Genomic DNA, 17,755 nt, shown 5'->3' with positions numbered 1-17,755 from the left:
TCAGCTACCGGTGCCGGTGCCCCAGATATTGCCCAGGCTGCTCAGCAGCGAACCGCCGACACCTTGCTGACCGAGGTATTGCAGGAGCACCGGGGCAAACTGGCCGATCATGCCGCTGTCCATGCCCAGCGCGCTGAAAGCATTGTTCAGGTCGTTGGTGTCTTTCACATTGCCCAACGCATTTTCAAGACCCGCCGACTTGCCGGACGAACCAAGCAACGCACCCAACGCCGCCAGATTGCCGCTGCCACCGGATAACTTGTCGATGCCCGGCACTTCCTTGGCCAGCTGCGAATAGTCGGTGCTGCTCAACTGATTCTTCGCCAGGCCCAGCATCGCACTGGTACCGCCCACCGCTTGCTCCGGCGTCACGTCCAGCGCACTCAGCGCGCTGAGCAAACCGGCGGTTTCCGAGGTCGGCGCGGCAGTGGCGGCCTTGTCGCCACCCTGCATGCCCGAGACCGCACCGGCCACATCATTCAGGCTGAAACCGGCAAACACCGGGCCGGCGGCCAGGGTCAGGAGCGATGCCAGGGCAAAACCGCGTGAAATCTTCATTCAGACATCCTCTCGAGCTGTGAAAACCACCCGGTCGACGGGCAGTAAAACTGCCGGTTTGACCGGGTATCCAGGCGCATGTTCCGGCGCGGCGCATCCATTTTCATCTGGCCTGCGTATATAAAACGTGAAACCCGGACGCCGAGACGATGAATGGCACAACCGCTGTCGCTGAACTAGCCTGTGAACAGTTCGAGCCTCGCCCTCGTGCGCTCACGCTTGCCTGGAGAGTGGTCATTTCCATCGCCGACACCGATCAGTTGCGCCAGCTCCTCGCCCAATGCTCACAAGGGGATCGATGCGCCTTCGAAACGCTGTACCGCAGCGTCGGCCCGCGCCTGCATGGCGTGGCGCTGCGCTTCATGGGCCGCGCCGATCTGGCCGAAGAGGTGCTGCAGGAAAGCTTCGTGCGCATCTGGCACAACGCCTCGCGCTACGAGGCGCACTTGTCGGCGCCGCTGACCTGGATGATCAACATCACCCGCAATCAAGCCATCGACCAATTGCGCAAGCAGCGCGAGCGGCCGCTGAGCGAGGTTGAGCAAGACGCGCTATCGGATGAAAGCCCCTCGGCGCACGAACAATTGAACAGCGCCCGCGAAGCCCGCGCCCTCAAGCGCTGCCTGGAAACCCTCGACGGCATGCAGCGTCAATCGATCACTGTGGCCTATTTTCAGGGATTGTCCTGCACCGAACTTGCCGAACATCTGGCCACGCCCCTGGGAACCGTTAAATCGTGGATTCGCCGAGGCCTGGAACGTCTGCGCCGGTGCCTTGAATCATGAACTACCAGACCCCTGCCCTGCGCCGCGCCCTCGCTGCCGATTATGCAATCGGCTTGATGCCTGCGCCGGCGCGGCGGCGCTTTGAACAGTTGCTTATGGATGACGCGGCACTGCGCAGCGAACTGGCGCACTGGCAGGAAACCCTCATCTCTCTCACCGAAGCATTGCCGGAACGCCCCGTGCCGGACCGCGTCTGGCACGGCATCACCGCGCGCATCGAACCGCAAGTGCTGCACGTACCCGAGAGACGGCCGTTCTGGAATTGGCTGCGGCTCACGGTGGCGGCGTGCTCGATCGTCGCGCTGGTGTTTATTGGCTCGCTGTACAACCGAAACGACGCTCGCTACAGCGCCACGCTGTTTAGCACGGATGCAAAACCGGCGCTGAAGGTCGAAGCGCATGCGGATTATCTGCAGGTCGAACCGCTGACACTGGCGGCGGTGGATGCGGATCGCAGCCTCGAATTGTGGGCGATCCCGGCGGATGGCAAGCCGATTTCCCTCGGCGTTATTCCGGCGGGCGGCAAAGGTAAGGTTGAGCTGAGCGAGATGCAGAAAGCGTTGATCGGTAAGCCGATTGCGCTGGCAGTGAGCCTCGAACCGAAAGGTGGATCGCCGAGCGGACAGCCGACTGGGCCGGTGCTGTATCAAGGGACGTTGGCGGCCTTGTAAAGCCCCTCACCCTAACCCTCTCCCAGCGGGTGAGGGTCGCTGTTGACCCTGGCTTGGAAGAAAAACGGCGACCCTGAGGTCGCCGTTCTGCGTTGCAATAAAACCCTACGCCGCACTGAACAACTTATGCGGATCAATCACAAATTTCTTCGGTACGCCCGCATCGAACTCGCCATAACCTTCCGGCGCCTGGTCGAGGCTGATGACCTGCACGCCCACCACTTCGGCGATGTTGATGCGATCCCACATGATTGCCTGCATCAACTGGCGGTTGTACTTCATCACCGGGGTCTGGCCGGTGTGGAAGCTGTGGGATTTCGCCCAGCCCAGGCCGAAGCGAATGCTCAGGCTGCCCATTTTTGCGGCGGCATCCACGGCACCCGGATCTTCGGTGACGTACAGGCCCGGGATACCGATCTTGCCGGCAACGCGCACCACGCCCATCAGTGAGTTGAGCACCGTGGCCGGGGCTTCGGCCTTGACGCCGTCGTGGCCGTGGCCGCGTGCTTCAAAGCCAACGCAGTCCACCGCGCAGTCCACTTCCGGCTCGCCCAGCAGTGCAGCGATCTGTTCGTGCAGCGGGGTGTCCTTGGACAGGTCGACGACCTCAAAACCCTGAGCCTTGGCGTGGGCCAGGCGGATGGTGTTGACGTCGCCGACGATCACCACCGCCGCACCCAGCAGGCGCGCCGAGGCGGCAGCGGCGAGGCCGACCGGGCCGGCACCGGCAATGTACACGGTGCTGCCGGGGCCGACGCCGGCAGTCACCGCACCGTGGTAACCGGTCGGGAGGATGTCGGAGAGGCAGGTCAGGTCGCGGATTTTCTCCATGGCCTTGTCGCGGTCCGGCAGTTTCAGCAGGTTGAAATCGGCGTACGGCACCAGCACGTATTCGGCCTGGCCGCCGGTCCAGTCGCCCATGTCGACGTAACCGTATGCGCCACCGGCACGGGCCGGGTTGACGGTCAGGCAGACACCGGTGTGTTGCTCCTTGCAGGAACGGCAGCGCCCGCAAGCCACGTTGAACGGCACCGAGACCAGGTCGCCGATCTTCAGGTTTTCGACGTCGGAGCCTTTTTCGATGACCTCGCCGGTGATTTCGTGACCCAGTACCAGACCGGTCTGCGCCGTGGTTCGGCCGCGCACCATGTGCTGGTCGGAGCCGCAGATGTTGGTGGAAACAACACGCAGGATCACGCCATGTTCGATCTTCCTGCCGCGCGGGTCCTGCATTTTCGGATAGTCGATTTTCTGTACTTCGACCTTGCCAGCGCCGAGATACACCACACCACGATTGCCAGACATGCCATCACCTCTATATTTGTTGTTGGGTAGAGAGTGGATTGAGCTTCAAGCGGCAAGCTACAAGCCGCAAGAAGTGTGCTGACCGCTTTGTCTTGCGGCTTGAAGCTTGCAACTTGAAGCTGTTGTTAAAGAACGACGGTTCTGTTCGCGTTCAAAAACACTCTTCTTTCGATGTGATAGCCGACCGCCCGCGCCAGCGTCAGGCCTTCGATATCGCGCCCCTTGGCAATCAGATCCTCGGGGTAATGGCTGTGATCCACCGCCTCGACGCCCTGGGCAATGATCGGCCCTTCGTCCAGATCGTTGTTGATGTAATGCGCGGTCGCGCCGACCAGTTTCACGCCTTTGTTGTAGGCCTGGTGATACGGCTTGGCGCCCTTGAAACCGGGCAGCAGCGAGTGGTGAATGTTGATCGCCTTGCCATCGAGCTTGCGGCACAGCTCCGGTGACAGCACCTGCATGTAGCGGGCAAGGATCACCAGTTCGGCGCCGGCCTCTTCGATCACCTGCCAGACCTGCCGCTCCTGCGCCGGTTTGTCGTTGGGATCGAGGGGGAAATGGTAGTAGGGAATCTGGTGCCAGTCGGCCAATGGCTTGAGATCCGGATGATTGGAGACCACCGCCGCCACATCCATCGACAACTGGCCGATGCGCTGGCGATAGAGCAAATCGTTGAGGCAGTGATCGGCCTTGGACACCATGATCACCACTTTCGGCCGATAGTTCGGCGCGGTCAGCTCGAACAGCATGCCAAAGGCCTGCCCGCGTTCGGCCAGGCCGGCGCGGAAGGATTGTTCGTCAAAGCCATCGGGCTGGCGGAACTCCACGCGAATGAAGAAGCGCCCGGAGAGGCGATCGTCGAACGAATGGTGCTCAGTGACGTAGCAGCCCTGCTCGAACAGAAAACGCGTAACCGCGTCCACGGTGCCGAGGACGCTGGGGCAGTCGGCGGTCAGAATCCATGTGTCAGGGGCGCGGCTCATGGTGCGGTGACTCCTGTTCTTTGTGCGGGGTGTCAGGTTTTTCCCTCACCCTAGCCCTCTCCCAAAGGGAGAGGGGACTGACCGAAGTGTTCTTTCGAGCTCCATCGACCTGAAATATCGAGCCGAACTCAGGTTCGAAAACAACACAAATCTGCTCCCTTTCCCCCTCTCCCCATGGGGGAGAGGGCTGGGGTGAGGGGGTGGCTCTTGATCTTTCAGGCCTGAACGCTCAAACCGTACTCAGCCGAAGCATCCTGCAACCACAGCCACCAGTAATCCGAGAAGCTGCGGCGAATCAGCAGTTCCCAAGTGTCTTCCGCCGTGTGGCGAATCATCAGTTGCGACTTGGCGAACACCGTGCCGACCGCTTTGCCGACTGGAAAGTTGTTCGGGTGCACGTCGTAGCTGGTCGACTTCATCAGCACCTGACGCACGTTCGGCCCGCTCAATTCGAGGAGCTGCTGGCCGCCGCTGACATTGACGATGGCGATGTGCAGATCGCCCAGCGCTTCGCGCAGTTTCTGCTCGGCGGCGAACTCTTCACCGCTGGGCACGATCAGCAGCCATTCGTCCGGGCCCATCCATTGCAGGCTGGTTTCACCTTTTACGATGACGCTGAGGGCGCCGGGCAATTCAATGCCCAGCGCCTTGTGCACACCGGCGGCGAAGGCGGCATCGTGGCCGTCGCCACGAATGGTCAGGTGGCCGAGGAGTTTTTTCTCACGCACGATCACGCCGGCGTTCTTGCGGCCCTTGCCGACCAGGCTGGCGAGGTCGGCATGGTGCAGCGACGACTCGGCGCGGGCCCCGGTGGTCGGGCGTTGCTGGTACACATTGGCTGTGGTCATAAAGCACCTTTATCAATTCTGTTGGTTCCGGCCCTTGTGGTGGCTGTGACTCCGCCTTCGCGAGCAAGCTCGCTCCCACACTGGACTGATGCCTGACACAAATCCCATTAACAACCCGAAACCTGTGGGAGCGAGCTTGCTCGCGAAGGCAATATCCGCCACCCCACAGGGCCCGAAGCCGTCAGATGTTCTGGCGATCACCCTTCGGATCGAAGAACACCGAAGAAACGATTTCCGCCTCGATCACCCTGCCATCGGCCAGCGGTGCGAACACCCGCTCGCCCATGCGCTTGAGACCGCCCTTGACCACACCCATGGCAAATGAATAACCGAGGGAGTTGTGCGCGTAGCTGGAGGTCACGTGGCCGACCATGCTCATCGGGATCGCCTGCTTGGTGTTGAACACCAGCTGCGCGCCTTCCGGCAGCCATTGGGTCGGATCAATCGGCTTCAGACCCACCAGTTGCTTACGCTGATCACGCACGCAGTCTTCACGGTTCATCCCGCGCTGACCGATCCACGAGAACGGCTTGGTGCGGCCGACGCACCAGCCCATGTTCAGGTCGTCCGGGGTCATCGAACCGTCGGTGTCCTGGCCGACGATAATGAAACCCTTCTCGGCACGCAGTACGTGCATGGTTTCGGTGCCGTACGGCGTCAGGTTGTACTGCTTGCCGGCCTCGACGATTTTTTCCAGCACGCCCATCGCATAGTCGGCCTGGACGTTGACTTCGTACGACAGCTCACCGGTGAACGAGATGCGGAACACCCGCGCCGGCACGTCACCCACCAGACCTTCTTTCCAGGTCATGAACGGGAACGCTTCGTTGCTCAGATCAATGTCGGTCACGGCGCTGAGCAGCTTGCGGCTGTTCGGCCCGGACAGGGTCATGGTCGCCCAGTGGTCGGTGACCGAGGTGAAGTACACCTTCATCTCTGGCCATTCGGTCTGGTGGTACAGCTCCAGCCACTGCAGCACGCGGGCAGCGCCACCGGTGGTGGTGGTCATGACGAAATGGTTGTCGGCCAGACACGCCGTGACACCGTCGTCGAAGACCATGCCGTCTTCCTTGCACATCAAACCGTAACGCGCCTTGCCCACGTCGAGCTTGGTCCAAGCGTTGGTGTACACGCGGTTGAGGAATTCGCGGGCATCCGGGCCTTGAATGTCGATCTTGCCGAGGGTCGAGGCATCGAGCAGGCCGACGCTGTCGCGCACAGCCTTGCATTCGCGCTTGACCGCGGCGTGCATGTCCTCGCCGTTTTTCGGGAAGTACCATGGACGCTTCCACTGCCCGACGTCTTCGAATTCGGCGCCGTTCTTCACATGCCAGGCATGCAGCGCGGTGTAGCGCACCGGTTCAAAAATGTGCCCACAGTGACGACCGGCCACGGCGCCGAAAGTCACCGGCGTGTAGTTCGGGCGGAACATGGTGGTGCCCATCTGCGGGATGGTCACGTTCAGCGAACGGGCGGCAATGGCCAGACCGTTGACGTTACCCAGCTTGCCCTGATCGGTGCCGAAGCCCAGCGCGGTGTAGCGCTTGACGTGCTCGACCGACTCGAAGCCTTCGCGGGTCGCCAGTTCGATGCCACCAGCGGTGACGTCGTTCTGCAGGTCGACGAACTGCTTCGGCGCCCGTGCCGAGTTTTTCTCGTGGGGCACCTGGAACAGCGCCAGGGTGGGTTCTTCGACGCGGCTCAAGGCTTTCGGCAACACACCTTCGACGGTCTGGAAACCGGCTTCAGCGGCAGCGCGCACGCCACCTTCGAACCCGTCAGCCAGAGAATCACCGAGGGCGTAAACACCGTTGACGCCGCCGACACACACGCGTTTCTGCGGTGCCTCACCCGGTACGAAACCGAGGATGTCTTCACGCCAGATCGGCTTGCCACCCAGGTGCGAAGCCAAGTGCACCACCGGGCTGTAGCCGCCAGAACTGGCAACCAGATCGCAGTCGAGCCATTCGCCCGGGCTGGTCACCGCGTGAGCCTTGACGTCAATCGCGGCGACGCGGGCAGCGGTCACGCGTTTGCTGCCACGCACTTCGATCACCGCACTGCCGGTGAGGATGCGAATGCCTTTGGCGCGTGCCTCTTCGACCAGCGCACCGCGCGGATTGCTGCGCGCATCGGCGATGGCCACCACTTGCAGGCTGGCATCGAGCCAATCCAGAGCGACGCGATAGGCGTGATCGTTATTGGTCGACAGTACCAGTTTCTTGCCCGGCGCTACGCCATAGCGACGCACGTAGGTCGACACCGCACCGGCGAGCATGTTGCCCGGCACGTCGTTGTTGCCGTAGACCAGCGGACGCTCATGGGCACCGGTCGCCAGCACCACTCGCTTGGCGCGCACACGATGAATACGCTGGCGCACCTGACCGATCGGCGCGCGGTCACCGAGGTGATCGGTGAGGCGTTCGTGAATGGTCAGGAAGTTATGGTCGTGGTAACCGTTGACGGTGGCGCGCGGCAACAGCAGCACGTCCGGGGTGTTTTTCAGCTCGGCGAGGACGCTGGCGACCCACTCCATCGCCGGTTTGCCGTCGAGGCTTTCGCGCGAATCGAGCAGGCTGCCGCCGAACTCTTCCTGCTCATCGGCCAGGATCACTCGGGCACCGCTGCGCGCAGCGGCCAGGGCTGCGGCGAGACCGGCCGGGCCGGCGCCGACGATCAGCACGTCGCAGTGCTGGTTCATGTAGTCATAGGTGTCCGGATCGTTCTCGGTCGGCGAGCGGCCAAGACCAGCGGCCTTACGAATGTACTTCTCGTAAGTCATCCAGAACGATTGCGGGTACATGAAGGTTTTGTAGTAGAAACCCGGCGGCATCAGCTTGCCGCCGACCTTGCCGAGAATGCCCATCATGTCGTTGTTGACGCTCGGCCAGCCGTTGGTGCTGGTCGCGACCAGTCCTTGGTACAACGCCTGTTGCGTGGCGCGCACGTTGGGAATCTGTGTGGCTTCGGTGGCACCGATCTGCAGAATCGCGTTCGGCTCTTCAGCACCGGCGGCGAAGATGCCGCGCGGACGCGAGTACTTGAAGCTGCGGCCAATGATGTCGACGCCGTTGGCAATCAGCGCGGCGGCCAGGGTGTCACCCTCGAAACCTTTGTAGGTCTGGCCGTTGAAGGTGAAGCTCAGCACTTTGTTGCGGTCGATCCGTCCACCGTTGGACAGGCGATTGGTCTGGCTCATACCTTCTCTCCCAGCGCCGTCGTGGCGGTTTTCGCAGTGCCAGCCTTGTCGGTGAATTGTGGCTTCTCGCCGATCTTGTAGCTTTCGAGAATCTCGTAGGTCACGGTGTCGCGGGTGACGTTGAAGTACTGCCGGCAACCGGCGACGTGGTCCCACAACTCGTGGTGCAGACCGCGCGGGTTATCGCGGAAGAACATGTAGTCGCCCCACTCCTCGTCGGTGCAGGCGCCTGGATCCAGTGGGCGCGGAATGTGCGCCTGGCCGGATGCGTGGAATTCCTCTTCGGAGCGCAGTTCGCCGCAGTGAGGACAGAAGATATGCAACATAGGGATTTCTCCTATCAAGCCCCGTGAAAACGTAGCGAGCGAAGGCAAGACAAGGCAAAAACTGGCGAGAAAGCGGAGCTTAGTTTACTAAGTGAGCATTTCGAGCCAGTTTTTAACGCCGTATTGCCGAGCGCAGTAGTTTTCATGGGGCCTTTGTTAGTGGGCGACGGCAGCAGCGCCATGTTCATCGATCAGGGCGCCGTTGTGGAAACGGTCGATGGAAAAAGGTGCAGCCAACGGGTGCATTTCACCCTTGGCCAGACTCGCAGCAAACACGTTGCCTGAGCCAGGCGTGGCCTTGAAGCCGCCGGTGCCCCAACCGCAGTTGAAGAACATGTTCGGTACCGGGGTTTTCGAAATGATCGGGCAAGCGTCCGGGGTGGTGTCGACGATGCCGCCCCACTGGCGGTTCATGCGCACGCGGGACAACACCGGGAACATCTCGACGATCGCTTGCACGGTGTGCTCGATCACCGGGTACGAACCACGCTGGCCGTAACCGTTGTAGCCGTCGATACCGGCGCCGATCACCAGGTCGCCCTTGTCGGACTGGCTGATGTAACCGTGCACGGCGTTGGACATGATCACGCTGTCGATAATCGGCTTGATCGGCTCGGACACCAGCGCTTGCAGTGGATGGGATTCGATCGGCAGGCGGAAACCGGCCAGCTTGGCCATGTGCCCGGAGTTACCGGCAGTGACCACACCGACGCGCTTGGCGCCGATGAAACCCTTGTTGGTTTCAACGCCGATGCACACGCCGTTTTCCTTGCGGAAACCGATCACTTCGGTCTGCTGGATCAGGTCCACGCCCAAGGCATCGGCGGCACGGGCAAAGCCCCACGCCACGGCATCGTGACGGGCCACGCCGCCGCGACGCTGCACGGTGGCGCCCATCACTGGGTAACGGGTATTTTTCGAGCAATCGAGGTACGGAATTTCCTCCGCGACTTGCTTGGCGTTGAGCAACTCACCATCAACGCCGTTGAGGCGGTTGGCGCTGACGCGGCGCTCGGAATCACGGATGTCCTGCAGGGTGTGGCACAGGTTGTAGACGCCCCGCTGGGAGAACATCACGTTGTAGTTGAGATCCTGCGACAGGCCCTCCCACAATTTCATCGCGTGTTCGTAAAGGTGCGCCGACTCGTCCCACAGATAGTTGGAACGGACGATGGTGGTGTTGCGCGCGGTGTTACCGCCACCCAGCCAGCCTTTCTCGACCACGGCGACATTGGTGATGCCGTGTTCTTTCGCCAGGTAATAAGCAGTCGCCAGACCATGCCCGCCGCCACCGACGATGACCACGTCGTAGACTTTTTTCGGCGTGGGCGTGCGCCACATGCGCTGCCAGTTTTCGTGGTGGCTGAGCGAGTGTTTGAAGAGGCCGAAGCCCGAGTAGCGTTGCATAGTCATTTACTCCAGAACGCTCAGCGATAAACCGGGAAGTCTGCGCACAAGGCCGACACCTGTTGGGCAACATTGGCCTCGACATCGGCGTCACCGAGATTGTCGAGGATGTCGCAGATCCAGCCGGCGAGGGTTTCGCACTGGCTGACCTTGAAGCCACGGGTGGTCACCGCCGGGGTGCCGATGCGCAGGCCCGAGGTCACGAACGGCGACTGCGGGTCGTTCGGCACGGCGTTCTTGTTCACCGTGATGTGTGCACGACCGAGGGCGGCATCGGCGTCCTTACCGGTCAGGCCCTGGCGGATCAGGCTGACCAGGAACAGATGGTTATCGGTGCCGCCGGACACTACATCGTAGCCACGTTTGATGAACACGCTGGCCATCGCCTGGGCGTTGTCGATCACTTGTTGCTGATAGGCCTTGAAACCTGGCTCCAGCGCTTCCTTGAAGCACACCGCCTTACCGGCGATGACGTGCATCAGCGGGCCACCCTGAGCACCGGGGAACACTGCAGCGTTGAGCTTCTTCTCGATCTCTTCGTTGGATTTCGCCAGGATCAGACCGCCACGTGGACCGCGCAGAGTCTTGTGGGTAGTGGTGGTGACGACGTCAGCGTACGGCAGCGGATTCGGGTACAGACCGGCGGCGACCAGACCGGCGACGTGGGCCATGTCGACGAACAGCAGCGCGCCAACCTTGTCGGCGATCTGGCGGAAGCGCGGGAAATCCAGAGTCTTCGAGTAAGCGGAGAACCCGGCAACGATCATTTTCGGTTTGCACTCGACGGCCAGACGTTCGACTTCGTCGTAGTCGATCAGCCCGGTGTCGGTGTTGATGCCGTACTGCACGGCGTTGTAGAGCTTGCCAGAGGACGACACTTTCGCGCCGTGGGTCAGGTGGCCGCCGTGGGCCAGGCTCATGCCGAGGATGGTGTCGCCCGGCTGGATCAGCGCCAGGTACACCGCGCTGTTGGCCGACGAACCGGAGTGCGGCTGGACGTTGGCGTAATCGGCGCCGAACAGCTGTTTGGCGCGTTCGATGGCCAGCGCTTCGACTTTATCGACATGCTCGCAGCCGCCGTAGTAACGCTTGCCCGGATAGCCTTCAGCGTACTTGTTGGTCAGGCCACTGCCTTGCGCTTGCATCACGCGCTTGCTGGTGTAGTTCTCCGACGCGATCAGCTCGATATGATCTTCCTGACGTTGCTCCTCGGCATTCATCGCCGCCAGCAGTGCATCGTCGTAACCCTGGATCTGGTCTTGCTTGCTGAACATCGCGTCTCTCCCAGCGGCATCTGTGCGCCATTCGTCTCGGTAAGGCACCGGCAATCGCAGCGGTGCCCTTTGATGCGATGGTATGACCGGCACAGACAGCTCAAATGCCTGCGCGCGCCACGCAAAGGTGCGTTTACGACATGGCTGGAAATGACCTGCCAGGCGCAAACCTGCAAGCGCTGAAGATCCCTTGTGGGAGCGAGCTTGCTCGCGAAGAGGCCATGTCAGTCAACATCATTGTTGACTGACACGCCGCTTTCGCGAGCAAGCTCGCTCCCACAGGGGTCAGGCGATGATCTGGCGGACGGCGAGCAGCAGCAGGAAATGCGCGGGATACAGCGCATATGCCCAGCGCCGCATCGGCGGTGGCTGGACATGTCGCCCATGTCGCAACAGGAACATCCCCAGCATTGGCGCCAACAGACAAGTCGCCAGGCCGACAATCGCCACGCGATTGCCGAACCGCGCCGACTCGAGCAGCACCTGCCATTGATTCGCAGCGAGACAGATCAGCCCCGGCAGCAGACCGAGATACCAGGGGCGACTAAACATCAGCAGCATCGACAAAGGCAGCAGAACGCCAAAAAAACCAAACATCAGTCGTTCTGAAAAAACCGCCGCGGCCACCAGCGCAGCGGCTGCCAGCAGTCGCGATACCGACGAGGAGTCCTGCCAACCGCGCGCCACCAACAACCCCAACGCCAGCGTCGGCATCACGTTCAACGTGTCAGGATCAGGAATGTACAAGCGATACGGAATTTCACTGACGGCGCTGAACAGCAACAACCAGCCCAGATAGCGCCACTCCATTTTCCGCGAACCGTCGCGAGATAGATTCGCCGCCATCGCCAGGCAAAACCACGCAAACGCCAGTCGCCCTGGCACGTACAGCCAATCGGCGGAAAAGCCGACATATCGCAGGTGATCGAGGACCATACTCAATAGCGCCAGCCACTTGAGCAGATCCAGCGCACCGTCGCGTCGGCTCAGGTGCATAATCGGCCCATAAACTGGTAATTTCCTGCACCCGACATCGCATGTGCTCCCCGGAAGATCTTCGGTAAAGTGCGCATCTTCATTGACCACGAGCCTTCACAAGAGTCTCGATTACGGAAGCCGGCCATGACCGACAAGAGCCAACAATTCGCCAGCGACAACTATTCCGGTATCTGCCCGGAAGCCTGGGCTGCCATGGAACAGGCCAACCACGGCCACCAGCGCGCCTATGGCGACGATGAATGGACCGCCCGCGCGGCCGATCATTTCCGCAACCTGTTCGAAACCGACTGCGAAGTGTTCTTCGCCTTCAACGGCACCGCCGCCAACTCGCTGGCCCTGTCGTCGCTGTGCCAGAGTTACCACAGCGTGATCTGCTCGGAAACCGCCCACGTCGAAACCGACGAATGCGGCGCTCCGGAATTCTTTTCCAACGGCTCGAAACTGCTGATCGCCGGCACTGAAAACGGCAAGATTACCCCGCAGTCGATCCGCGAAGTCGCGCTCAAGCGCCAGGACATTCACTACCCGAAACCGCGCGTAGTCACCCTGACCCAGGCCACTGAAGTCGGCAGCGTCTATACCCCGGAAGAAGTCCGCGCGATCAGCGCCACCTGCAAGGAGCTGGGCCTGCACCTGCACATGGACGGCGCACGGTTTTCCAACGCGTGCGCATTCCTCGGCTGCTCGCCCGCTGATCTGACCTGGAAGGCCGGCGTCGACGTGCTGTGCTTCGGCGGCACGAAAAACGGCATGGCGGTGGGCGAGGCGATCCTGTTCTTCAACCACAAACTGGCTGAAGACTTCGATTACCGCTGCAAACAGGCCGGGCAACTGGCGTCGAAAATGCGCTTCCTGTCGGCGCCCTGGGTCGGCATTCTGGAAAACGGCGCCTGGCTCAAATACGCCCGCCACGCCAACCACTGCGCGCAACTGCTGGCCGAACTGGTCAGCGACATTCCCGGCGTCGAACTGATGTTCCCGGTTCAGGCCAACGGCGTGTTCCTGCAACTGTCGGAACCGGCCATCGCCGCCCTGACCGCAAAGAACTGGCGCTTCTACACCTTCATCGGCAAGGGCGGCGCACGCTTCATGTGCTCCTGGGACACCGAAGAAGAACGCGTCCGCGAACTGGCGCGTGACATCCGCGAGGTCATGTCGGCCTGACCCCCTCCCCAGCGCGAGCAGGCTCGCTCCCACAAGAGCTCGCCTGATCGCCCCCCTTCGTTCGCACCTGAAGACTTCGTCTACAGTGTTTGTCGAGTCTTTGCTCGCATAACAACAATCAGGAGCGTGCGCATGTCGCTACAAGGCAAAACCCTGTTCATCACCGGCGCCAGCCGTGGCATTGGCCGTGAGATTGCGCTGCGTGCGGCCAGGGACGGCGCCAACATTGTCATCGCGGCAAAAAGCGCCGAGCCCCACGCCAAGCTGCCCGGCACCATTCACAGTGTCGCAGCGGAGGTCGAAGCGACGGGGGGCAAGGCGTTGGCCTTGCAGGTCGATGTGCGTGACGATGAGGCGGTACGCCAGGCGCTGGCTCAGGCCAACGAGCATTTCGGCGCTATCGATGCGCTGGTGAACAATGCCGGGGCGATCAAACTGACCGGTGTGCAGCACATCGAACTCAAGCGCTTCGACCTGATGCACCAGATCAATACCCGCGCGGTGCTGCTGTGCAGTCAGGCTGCCCTGCCCTATTTGAAAAAATCTCGCGGGCACATTCTCAACCTGTCGCCGCCGCTGAATCTGGCCAGCAAGTGGTTTGCGCAGTTCAGCCCGTACACCGTGACTAAATACGGTATGAGCATGCTTACGCTGGGAATGAGCGAGGAGTTCGCCAGTTACGGCATCAGCGTCAATTCGCTATGGCCGCAGACGATGATTGCCACAGCGGCTATTGAGTTTCAGTTGGGGAACCGGGAGTCGTTCAAGCAGGCGCGGACGCCGGCAATTATGGCGGATGCGGCCCATGTGATTTTGGATAGCGGTGGACGGCAGATCACTGGGCGGTTGTTGATTGATGAGGAGATTTTGCGTGAGAGCGGTGTGACCGAATTCGATCAATACCGCTTTGATCGGGAAAGCGACGCGGCACTCATGCCAGATTTGTTTATCGGCTGAAAGCTCCTCACCCGAGCCCTCTCCCGAAGGGAGAGGGGACTGATTGGGGGATGCTCGAGGAATACGCCCATCTGAATTTGCCTTGCCGAATCCATAATCGATTCGATCTTCCAGGTCGAAGGATCACTCAAGACACCGCGGTCGGCCCCCTCTCCCTCTGGGAGAGGGCTGGGGTGAGGGTTGAGCCGTACGCTAAAGCCCGCCTCACTCAGAACTCAATCCGCACATCCCCCTTCGGCACGCTGCAGCAAGACAAGATGAATCCTTCGGCCTCGTCATCCTCGGTAATCCCGCCGTTGTGCTCCATCTCCACTTCGCCCCCCAGTTTCAGCACCTTGCACGTCCCGCAAATTCCCATGCCGCAGGCTTTCGGAATCATCAGCCCCAGCTTGGCCGCCGCCGCGTGCACGGTTTCGCCCGGTGCCACGCGGATGCTCTTGCCCGAGGCGGTGAATTCGACCTGATGGAGATCCGCCGCGTCGATTTCCGGCGCATCGGCTGCCTGCTCGGCCTGTTCCACCGCGTCGGCACGCGCTTCCGGTGGCGTGGCGCCGAACGATTCTTCGTGATAACGCGCCATGTCGTAGCCGGCGTTTTCCAGCAGGCGCTTGACCGCGGTCATGTACGGCGTCGGGCCGCAGCAGAACACTTCGCGCTCAAGGAAGTCCGGCACCATCAATTCCAGCATTTTGTGGTTCAGGTAACCGCGATACCCGGCCCACGGCTCACCCAAACCGTGCTTCTCACAAATCAGGTGCAGGCTGAAGTTGTCGATCCGCGACGCCATGTGTTCCAGCTCGCGGTGGTAAATGATGTCTTTCGGCGAGCGCGCGCTGTGGATAAAGGTCATGTCGACATTGGCGTTGGTGTCGTAGAACCAGCGCGCCATCGACATGCACGGGGTGATGCCGACGCCGCCGCTCAAATACAGAACTTTCGGGCTTGGGAAGTCGATCGCGTTGAACAGCCCGACCGGGCCATGCACCGCCAGCTCTTGTCCTTCATGCAGCGTGTCGTGCAGCCAGTTGGACACCTTGCCGCCCGGCACGCGCTTGATCGTCACCGAAAAGCTGTACGGCACCGAGGGCGAGCTGGAAATGGTGTACGAGCGCATGACCGGCTGGCCTTCGATTTCCAGCTCCAGGGTGACGAACTGCCCCGGCTTGAAAAAGAACATGATCGGCTGATCGGCCATAAAGCAGAACGTGCGCACATCCCAGGTTTCCTGGATGACTTTGACGCAACGGACAATGTGTCGGCCATTGGCCCAGGTCTGGGTGGTGACCGGATTCAGGAAGCTGTTGGACATGCTGTTCTCCACGGCCGACTGTCGGCCTCATGTCGGCGATTCTGCGTATAGCGCAGACCGTCCGTTTACCTATCCGCGACATTGACATACTTATCGCGACCAGCCCCCAACCACCGGGGCTTGCGCGTCGGGAACAGATTGCACCATGTCGCCCATGGATAAGGTTCGGGGCCGCCCCGGCCCCACACTCGCCCCAACACAAGACGACTTCTTTACACCTTGCGTAGCAACCGTTTTGCAGCACACCTGATCAGCCACTTTCGCCGGCCACGCAGAGGGCCATGAGGATTACATCGATGGACGTCACCGCAAAAATCAGCCTGGGCGATCCGCTGGAACCCGCACGCAAGGCCACCGCACAAATGTTGCAGGAGCGCGAGCGCACCTTCTCGCTACCGCAGCCGTTCTACAGCGACGAGCGCCTGTTCGATATCGACATGCAGGAGATCTTCCAGAAAGAGTGGTTGATCGCCGGCATGACCTGCGAGATCCCGGCCAAGGGCAACTACCTGACCCTGCAGGTCGGCAAGAACCCGATCATCGTCATTCGCGGCGCCGAAGGCGTGGTGCATGCGTTCCACAACGTCTGCCGCCACCGTGGCTCGCGCCTGTGCACCAGTGAAAAAGGCAAGGTCGCCAAACTGGTCTGCCACTACCACCAGTGGACCTACGAGCTGGACGGCCGCCTGCTGTTCGCCGGCACCGAGATGGGCGCCGACTTCGACATGAAGCAGTACGGCCTGAAACCGGTGAACGTGAAAACCGCTGGCGGCTACATCTTCATCAGCCTGGCGGAGAACCCGCCGGCCATCGATGACTTCCTGTCGACGCTCAACCATTACATGGAACCGTACGACATGGAGAACACCAAGGTGGCGATCACCACCACCTTGATGGAGAAGGCCAACTGGAAACTGGTGCTGGAAAACAACCGCGAGTGCTACCACTGCAACGCGTCGCACCCGGAATTGCTGAAAACCCTGCTGGAATGGGACGACGTCACCGACCCGCGTGCCGATCAGGCGTTCAAGGACCACGTCGCTGCCTCCGCCGCAGCCTGGGAAGCGGAGAAGATTCCTTACGCCCACGCCAGCTTCGGCCTGCGCAACCGCATCGTGCGCATGCCGCTGCTCAAGGGCACCGTGTCGATGACTCTCGATGGCAAGCAGGGCTGCGCCAAGTTGATGGGCCGCATCAAGAATCCGGATCTGGGCTCGATGCGCATCCTGCATCTGCCGCATTCGTGGAACCACTGCATGGGCGACCACATCATCGTCTTCACCGTATGGCCGATCAGCGCCCAGGAAACCATGGTCACCACCAAATGGCTGGTGCACAAGGATGCCGTTGAAGGCGTCGATTACGACGTCGAGCGCATGCGCCAGGTGTGGGATGCGACCAATGATCAGGACCGTCGGCTGGCGGAAGAGAACCAGCGCGGGATCAACTCGACGGCTTACCAGCCCGGGCCTTACTCGAAGACTTATGAGTTTGGCGTGGTCAACTTTGTCGACTGGTACAGCGAGCGGATGTTGAACAACCTTGGAGCGGAGCCTGCGCCTTATCTCAAAGGTGTACCGGTTCAGGGCTAAAAAGCAAAGGCATCGCGAGCAGGCTCACTCCTACAGTTTGGAACGCATTCCCCTGTAGGAGTGAGCCTGCTCGCGATAGCTGTTTCACATTCACCCCATCTCTAAACCTTGATCGCACAAATTCTGATCAACCACCCCGCCAGCCATACCCGGCAAGCCCCGGAGCCTTCCGCAAACAAGTTATCCACAGACCCGCCCACAGCAATTGGGGGTAACTGTGGATGAACTGAAAAATATCTCACTGATTTATGAAGAAAAACCGTGACTTATTCAGAATCATGGTTTCTGAAAACGGCTGATCACTTTTTAAACAGATCGCTAAAAGCCACGTATTTAGAGGGCTGTAGCGGGTAGCGAACACGTTATCCACAGAAGCGC

15 protein-coding genes are annotated in these 17,755 nt (G+C 61.0%); 5 read left to right on the top strand and 10 right to left on the bottom strand.

The window, feature by feature from the left end; all coding sequences use genetic code 11:
* Nucleotides 1–558 (bottom strand): DUF2780 domain-containing protein, encoded by a 558-nt coding sequence (locus tag V6F91_RS12320; protein ID WP_332764713.1) that lies wholly within the window; start codon nucleotides 556–558, stop codon nucleotides 1–3.
* Between the two features lie 149 nt (nucleotides 559–707).
* Here V6F91_RS12320 and V6F91_RS12315 point away from each other — a divergent pair, with 149 nt between their 5' ends.
* Together V6F91_RS12315 and V6F91_RS12310 are read left to right on the top strand one after the other, a co-directional pair.
* Nucleotides 708–1,343, top strand: coding sequence for a sigma-70 family RNA polymerase sigma factor (locus V6F91_RS12315; RefSeq protein WP_332764711.1), 636 nt, complete (start codon nucleotides 708–710; stop codon nucleotides 1,341–1,343).
* Entirely contained in the window at nucleotides 1,340–2,014 is a 675-nt protein-coding gene (locus V6F91_RS12310; RefSeq protein WP_332764709.1) for an anti-sigma factor, read from the top strand. Before V6F91_RS12315 ends, V6F91_RS12310 begins: the two co-directional genes overlap by 4 nt.
* Nucleotides 2,015–2,119: 105 nt before the next feature.
* Here V6F91_RS12310 and fdhA read toward each other — a convergent pair whose 3' ends face one another.
* The 8 genes from fdhA to V6F91_RS12265 all read right to left on the bottom strand — a co-directional run bounded on the left by fdhA (nucleotide 2,120) and on the right by V6F91_RS12265 (nucleotide 12,352).
* Nucleotides 2,120–3,319, bottom strand: a complete 1,200-nt coding sequence (gene fdhA, locus V6F91_RS12305) for a formaldehyde dehydrogenase, glutathione-independent (protein WP_332764707.1) — start codon at nucleotides 3,317–3,319, stop codon at nucleotides 2,120–2,122.
* Between the two features lie 125 nt (nucleotides 3,320–3,444).
* Entirely contained in the window at nucleotides 3,445–4,302 is an 858-nt protein-coding gene (purU, locus tag V6F91_RS12300) for a formyltetrahydrofolate deformylase (RefSeq protein ID WP_039757644.1), read from the bottom strand.
* Between the two features lie 215 nt (nucleotides 4,303–4,517).
* Nucleotides 4,518–5,150 (bottom strand): sarcosine oxidase subunit gamma, encoded by a 633-nt coding sequence (locus V6F91_RS12295; RefSeq protein WP_332764704.1) that lies wholly within the window; start codon nucleotides 5,148–5,150, stop codon nucleotides 4,518–4,520.
* A gap of 181 nt (nucleotides 5,151–5,331) precedes the next feature.
* The gene (locus V6F91_RS12290; protein ID WP_332764703.1) at nucleotides 5,332–8,349 is read right to left on the bottom strand and encodes a sarcosine oxidase subunit alpha; all 3,018 of its coding nucleotides are present in this window, start codon (nucleotides 8,347–8,349) and stop codon (nucleotides 5,332–5,334) included.
* Nucleotides 8,346–8,675, bottom strand: coding sequence for a sarcosine oxidase subunit delta (locus tag V6F91_RS12285; protein WP_090286971.1), 330 nt, complete (start codon nucleotides 8,673–8,675; stop codon nucleotides 8,346–8,348). The genes V6F91_RS12290 and V6F91_RS12285 overlap by 4 nt, the downstream gene beginning before the upstream one ends.
* Before the next feature lie 156 nt (nucleotides 8,676–8,831).
* The gene (locus V6F91_RS12280; protein ID WP_332764702.1) at nucleotides 8,832–10,082 is read right to left on the bottom strand and encodes a sarcosine oxidase subunit beta; all 1,251 of its coding nucleotides are present in this window, start codon (nucleotides 10,080–10,082) and stop codon (nucleotides 8,832–8,834) included.
* Nucleotides 10,083–10,102: 20 nt separating this feature from the next.
* Nucleotides 10,103–11,356 (bottom strand): serine hydroxymethyltransferase, encoded by a 1,254-nt coding sequence (gene glyA, locus V6F91_RS12275; RefSeq protein ID WP_024014589.1) that lies wholly within the window; start codon nucleotides 11,354–11,356, stop codon nucleotides 10,103–10,105.
* A 285-nt stretch (nucleotides 11,357–11,641) separates the two neighbouring features.
* On the bottom strand, nucleotides 11,642–12,352 hold the full coding sequence (locus tag V6F91_RS12265; protein WP_332764909.1) for a TraX family protein: 711 nt from the start codon (nucleotides 12,350–12,352) through the stop codon (nucleotides 11,642–11,644).
* A 126-nt stretch (nucleotides 12,353–12,478) separates the two neighbouring features.
* On the opposite strand from V6F91_RS12265, the gene V6F91_RS12260 reads away from it, so the two are divergent.
* Together V6F91_RS12260 and V6F91_RS12255 are read left to right on the top strand one after the other, a co-directional pair.
* Nucleotides 12,479–13,519: a low specificity L-threonine aldolase gene (locus V6F91_RS12260; protein ID WP_090286977.1), complete on the top strand. Its 1,041-nt coding sequence runs from the start codon at nucleotides 12,479–12,481 to the stop codon at nucleotides 13,517–13,519.
* Nucleotides 13,520–13,651: 132 nt separating this feature from the next.
* The gene (locus V6F91_RS12255; protein ID WP_332764697.1) at nucleotides 13,652–14,476 is read left to right on the top strand and encodes an NAD(P)-dependent oxidoreductase; all 825 of its coding nucleotides are present in this window, start codon (nucleotides 13,652–13,654) and stop codon (nucleotides 14,474–14,476) included.
* 208 nt (nucleotides 14,477–14,684) lie between these two features.
* Here V6F91_RS12255 and gbcB read toward each other — a convergent pair whose 3' ends face one another.
* Entirely contained in the window at nucleotides 14,685–15,785 is a 1,101-nt protein-coding gene (gbcB, locus tag V6F91_RS12250; RefSeq protein ID WP_332764695.1) for a glycine-betaine demethylase subunit GbcB, read from the bottom strand.
* Between the two features lie 296 nt (nucleotides 15,786–16,081).
* Between gbcB and gbcA the strand changes: the two genes are divergently transcribed.
* The gene (gene gbcA, locus V6F91_RS12245) at nucleotides 16,082–17,377 is read left to right on the top strand and encodes a glycine-betaine demethylase subunit GbcA (RefSeq protein ID WP_016772823.1); all 1,296 of its coding nucleotides are present in this window, start codon (nucleotides 16,082–16,084) and stop codon (nucleotides 17,375–17,377) included.
* The last annotated feature ends 378 nt before the right edge of the window (nucleotides 17,378–17,755 follow it).

It is taken from the genome of Pseudomonas koreensis (assembly GCF_036668835.1).
Lineage (GTDB): Bacteria > Pseudomonadota > Gammaproteobacteria > Pseudomonadales > Pseudomonadaceae > Aquipseudomonas > Aquipseudomonas koreensis_I.
This window is presented reverse-complemented; position numbering and strand designations above follow the sequence as displayed.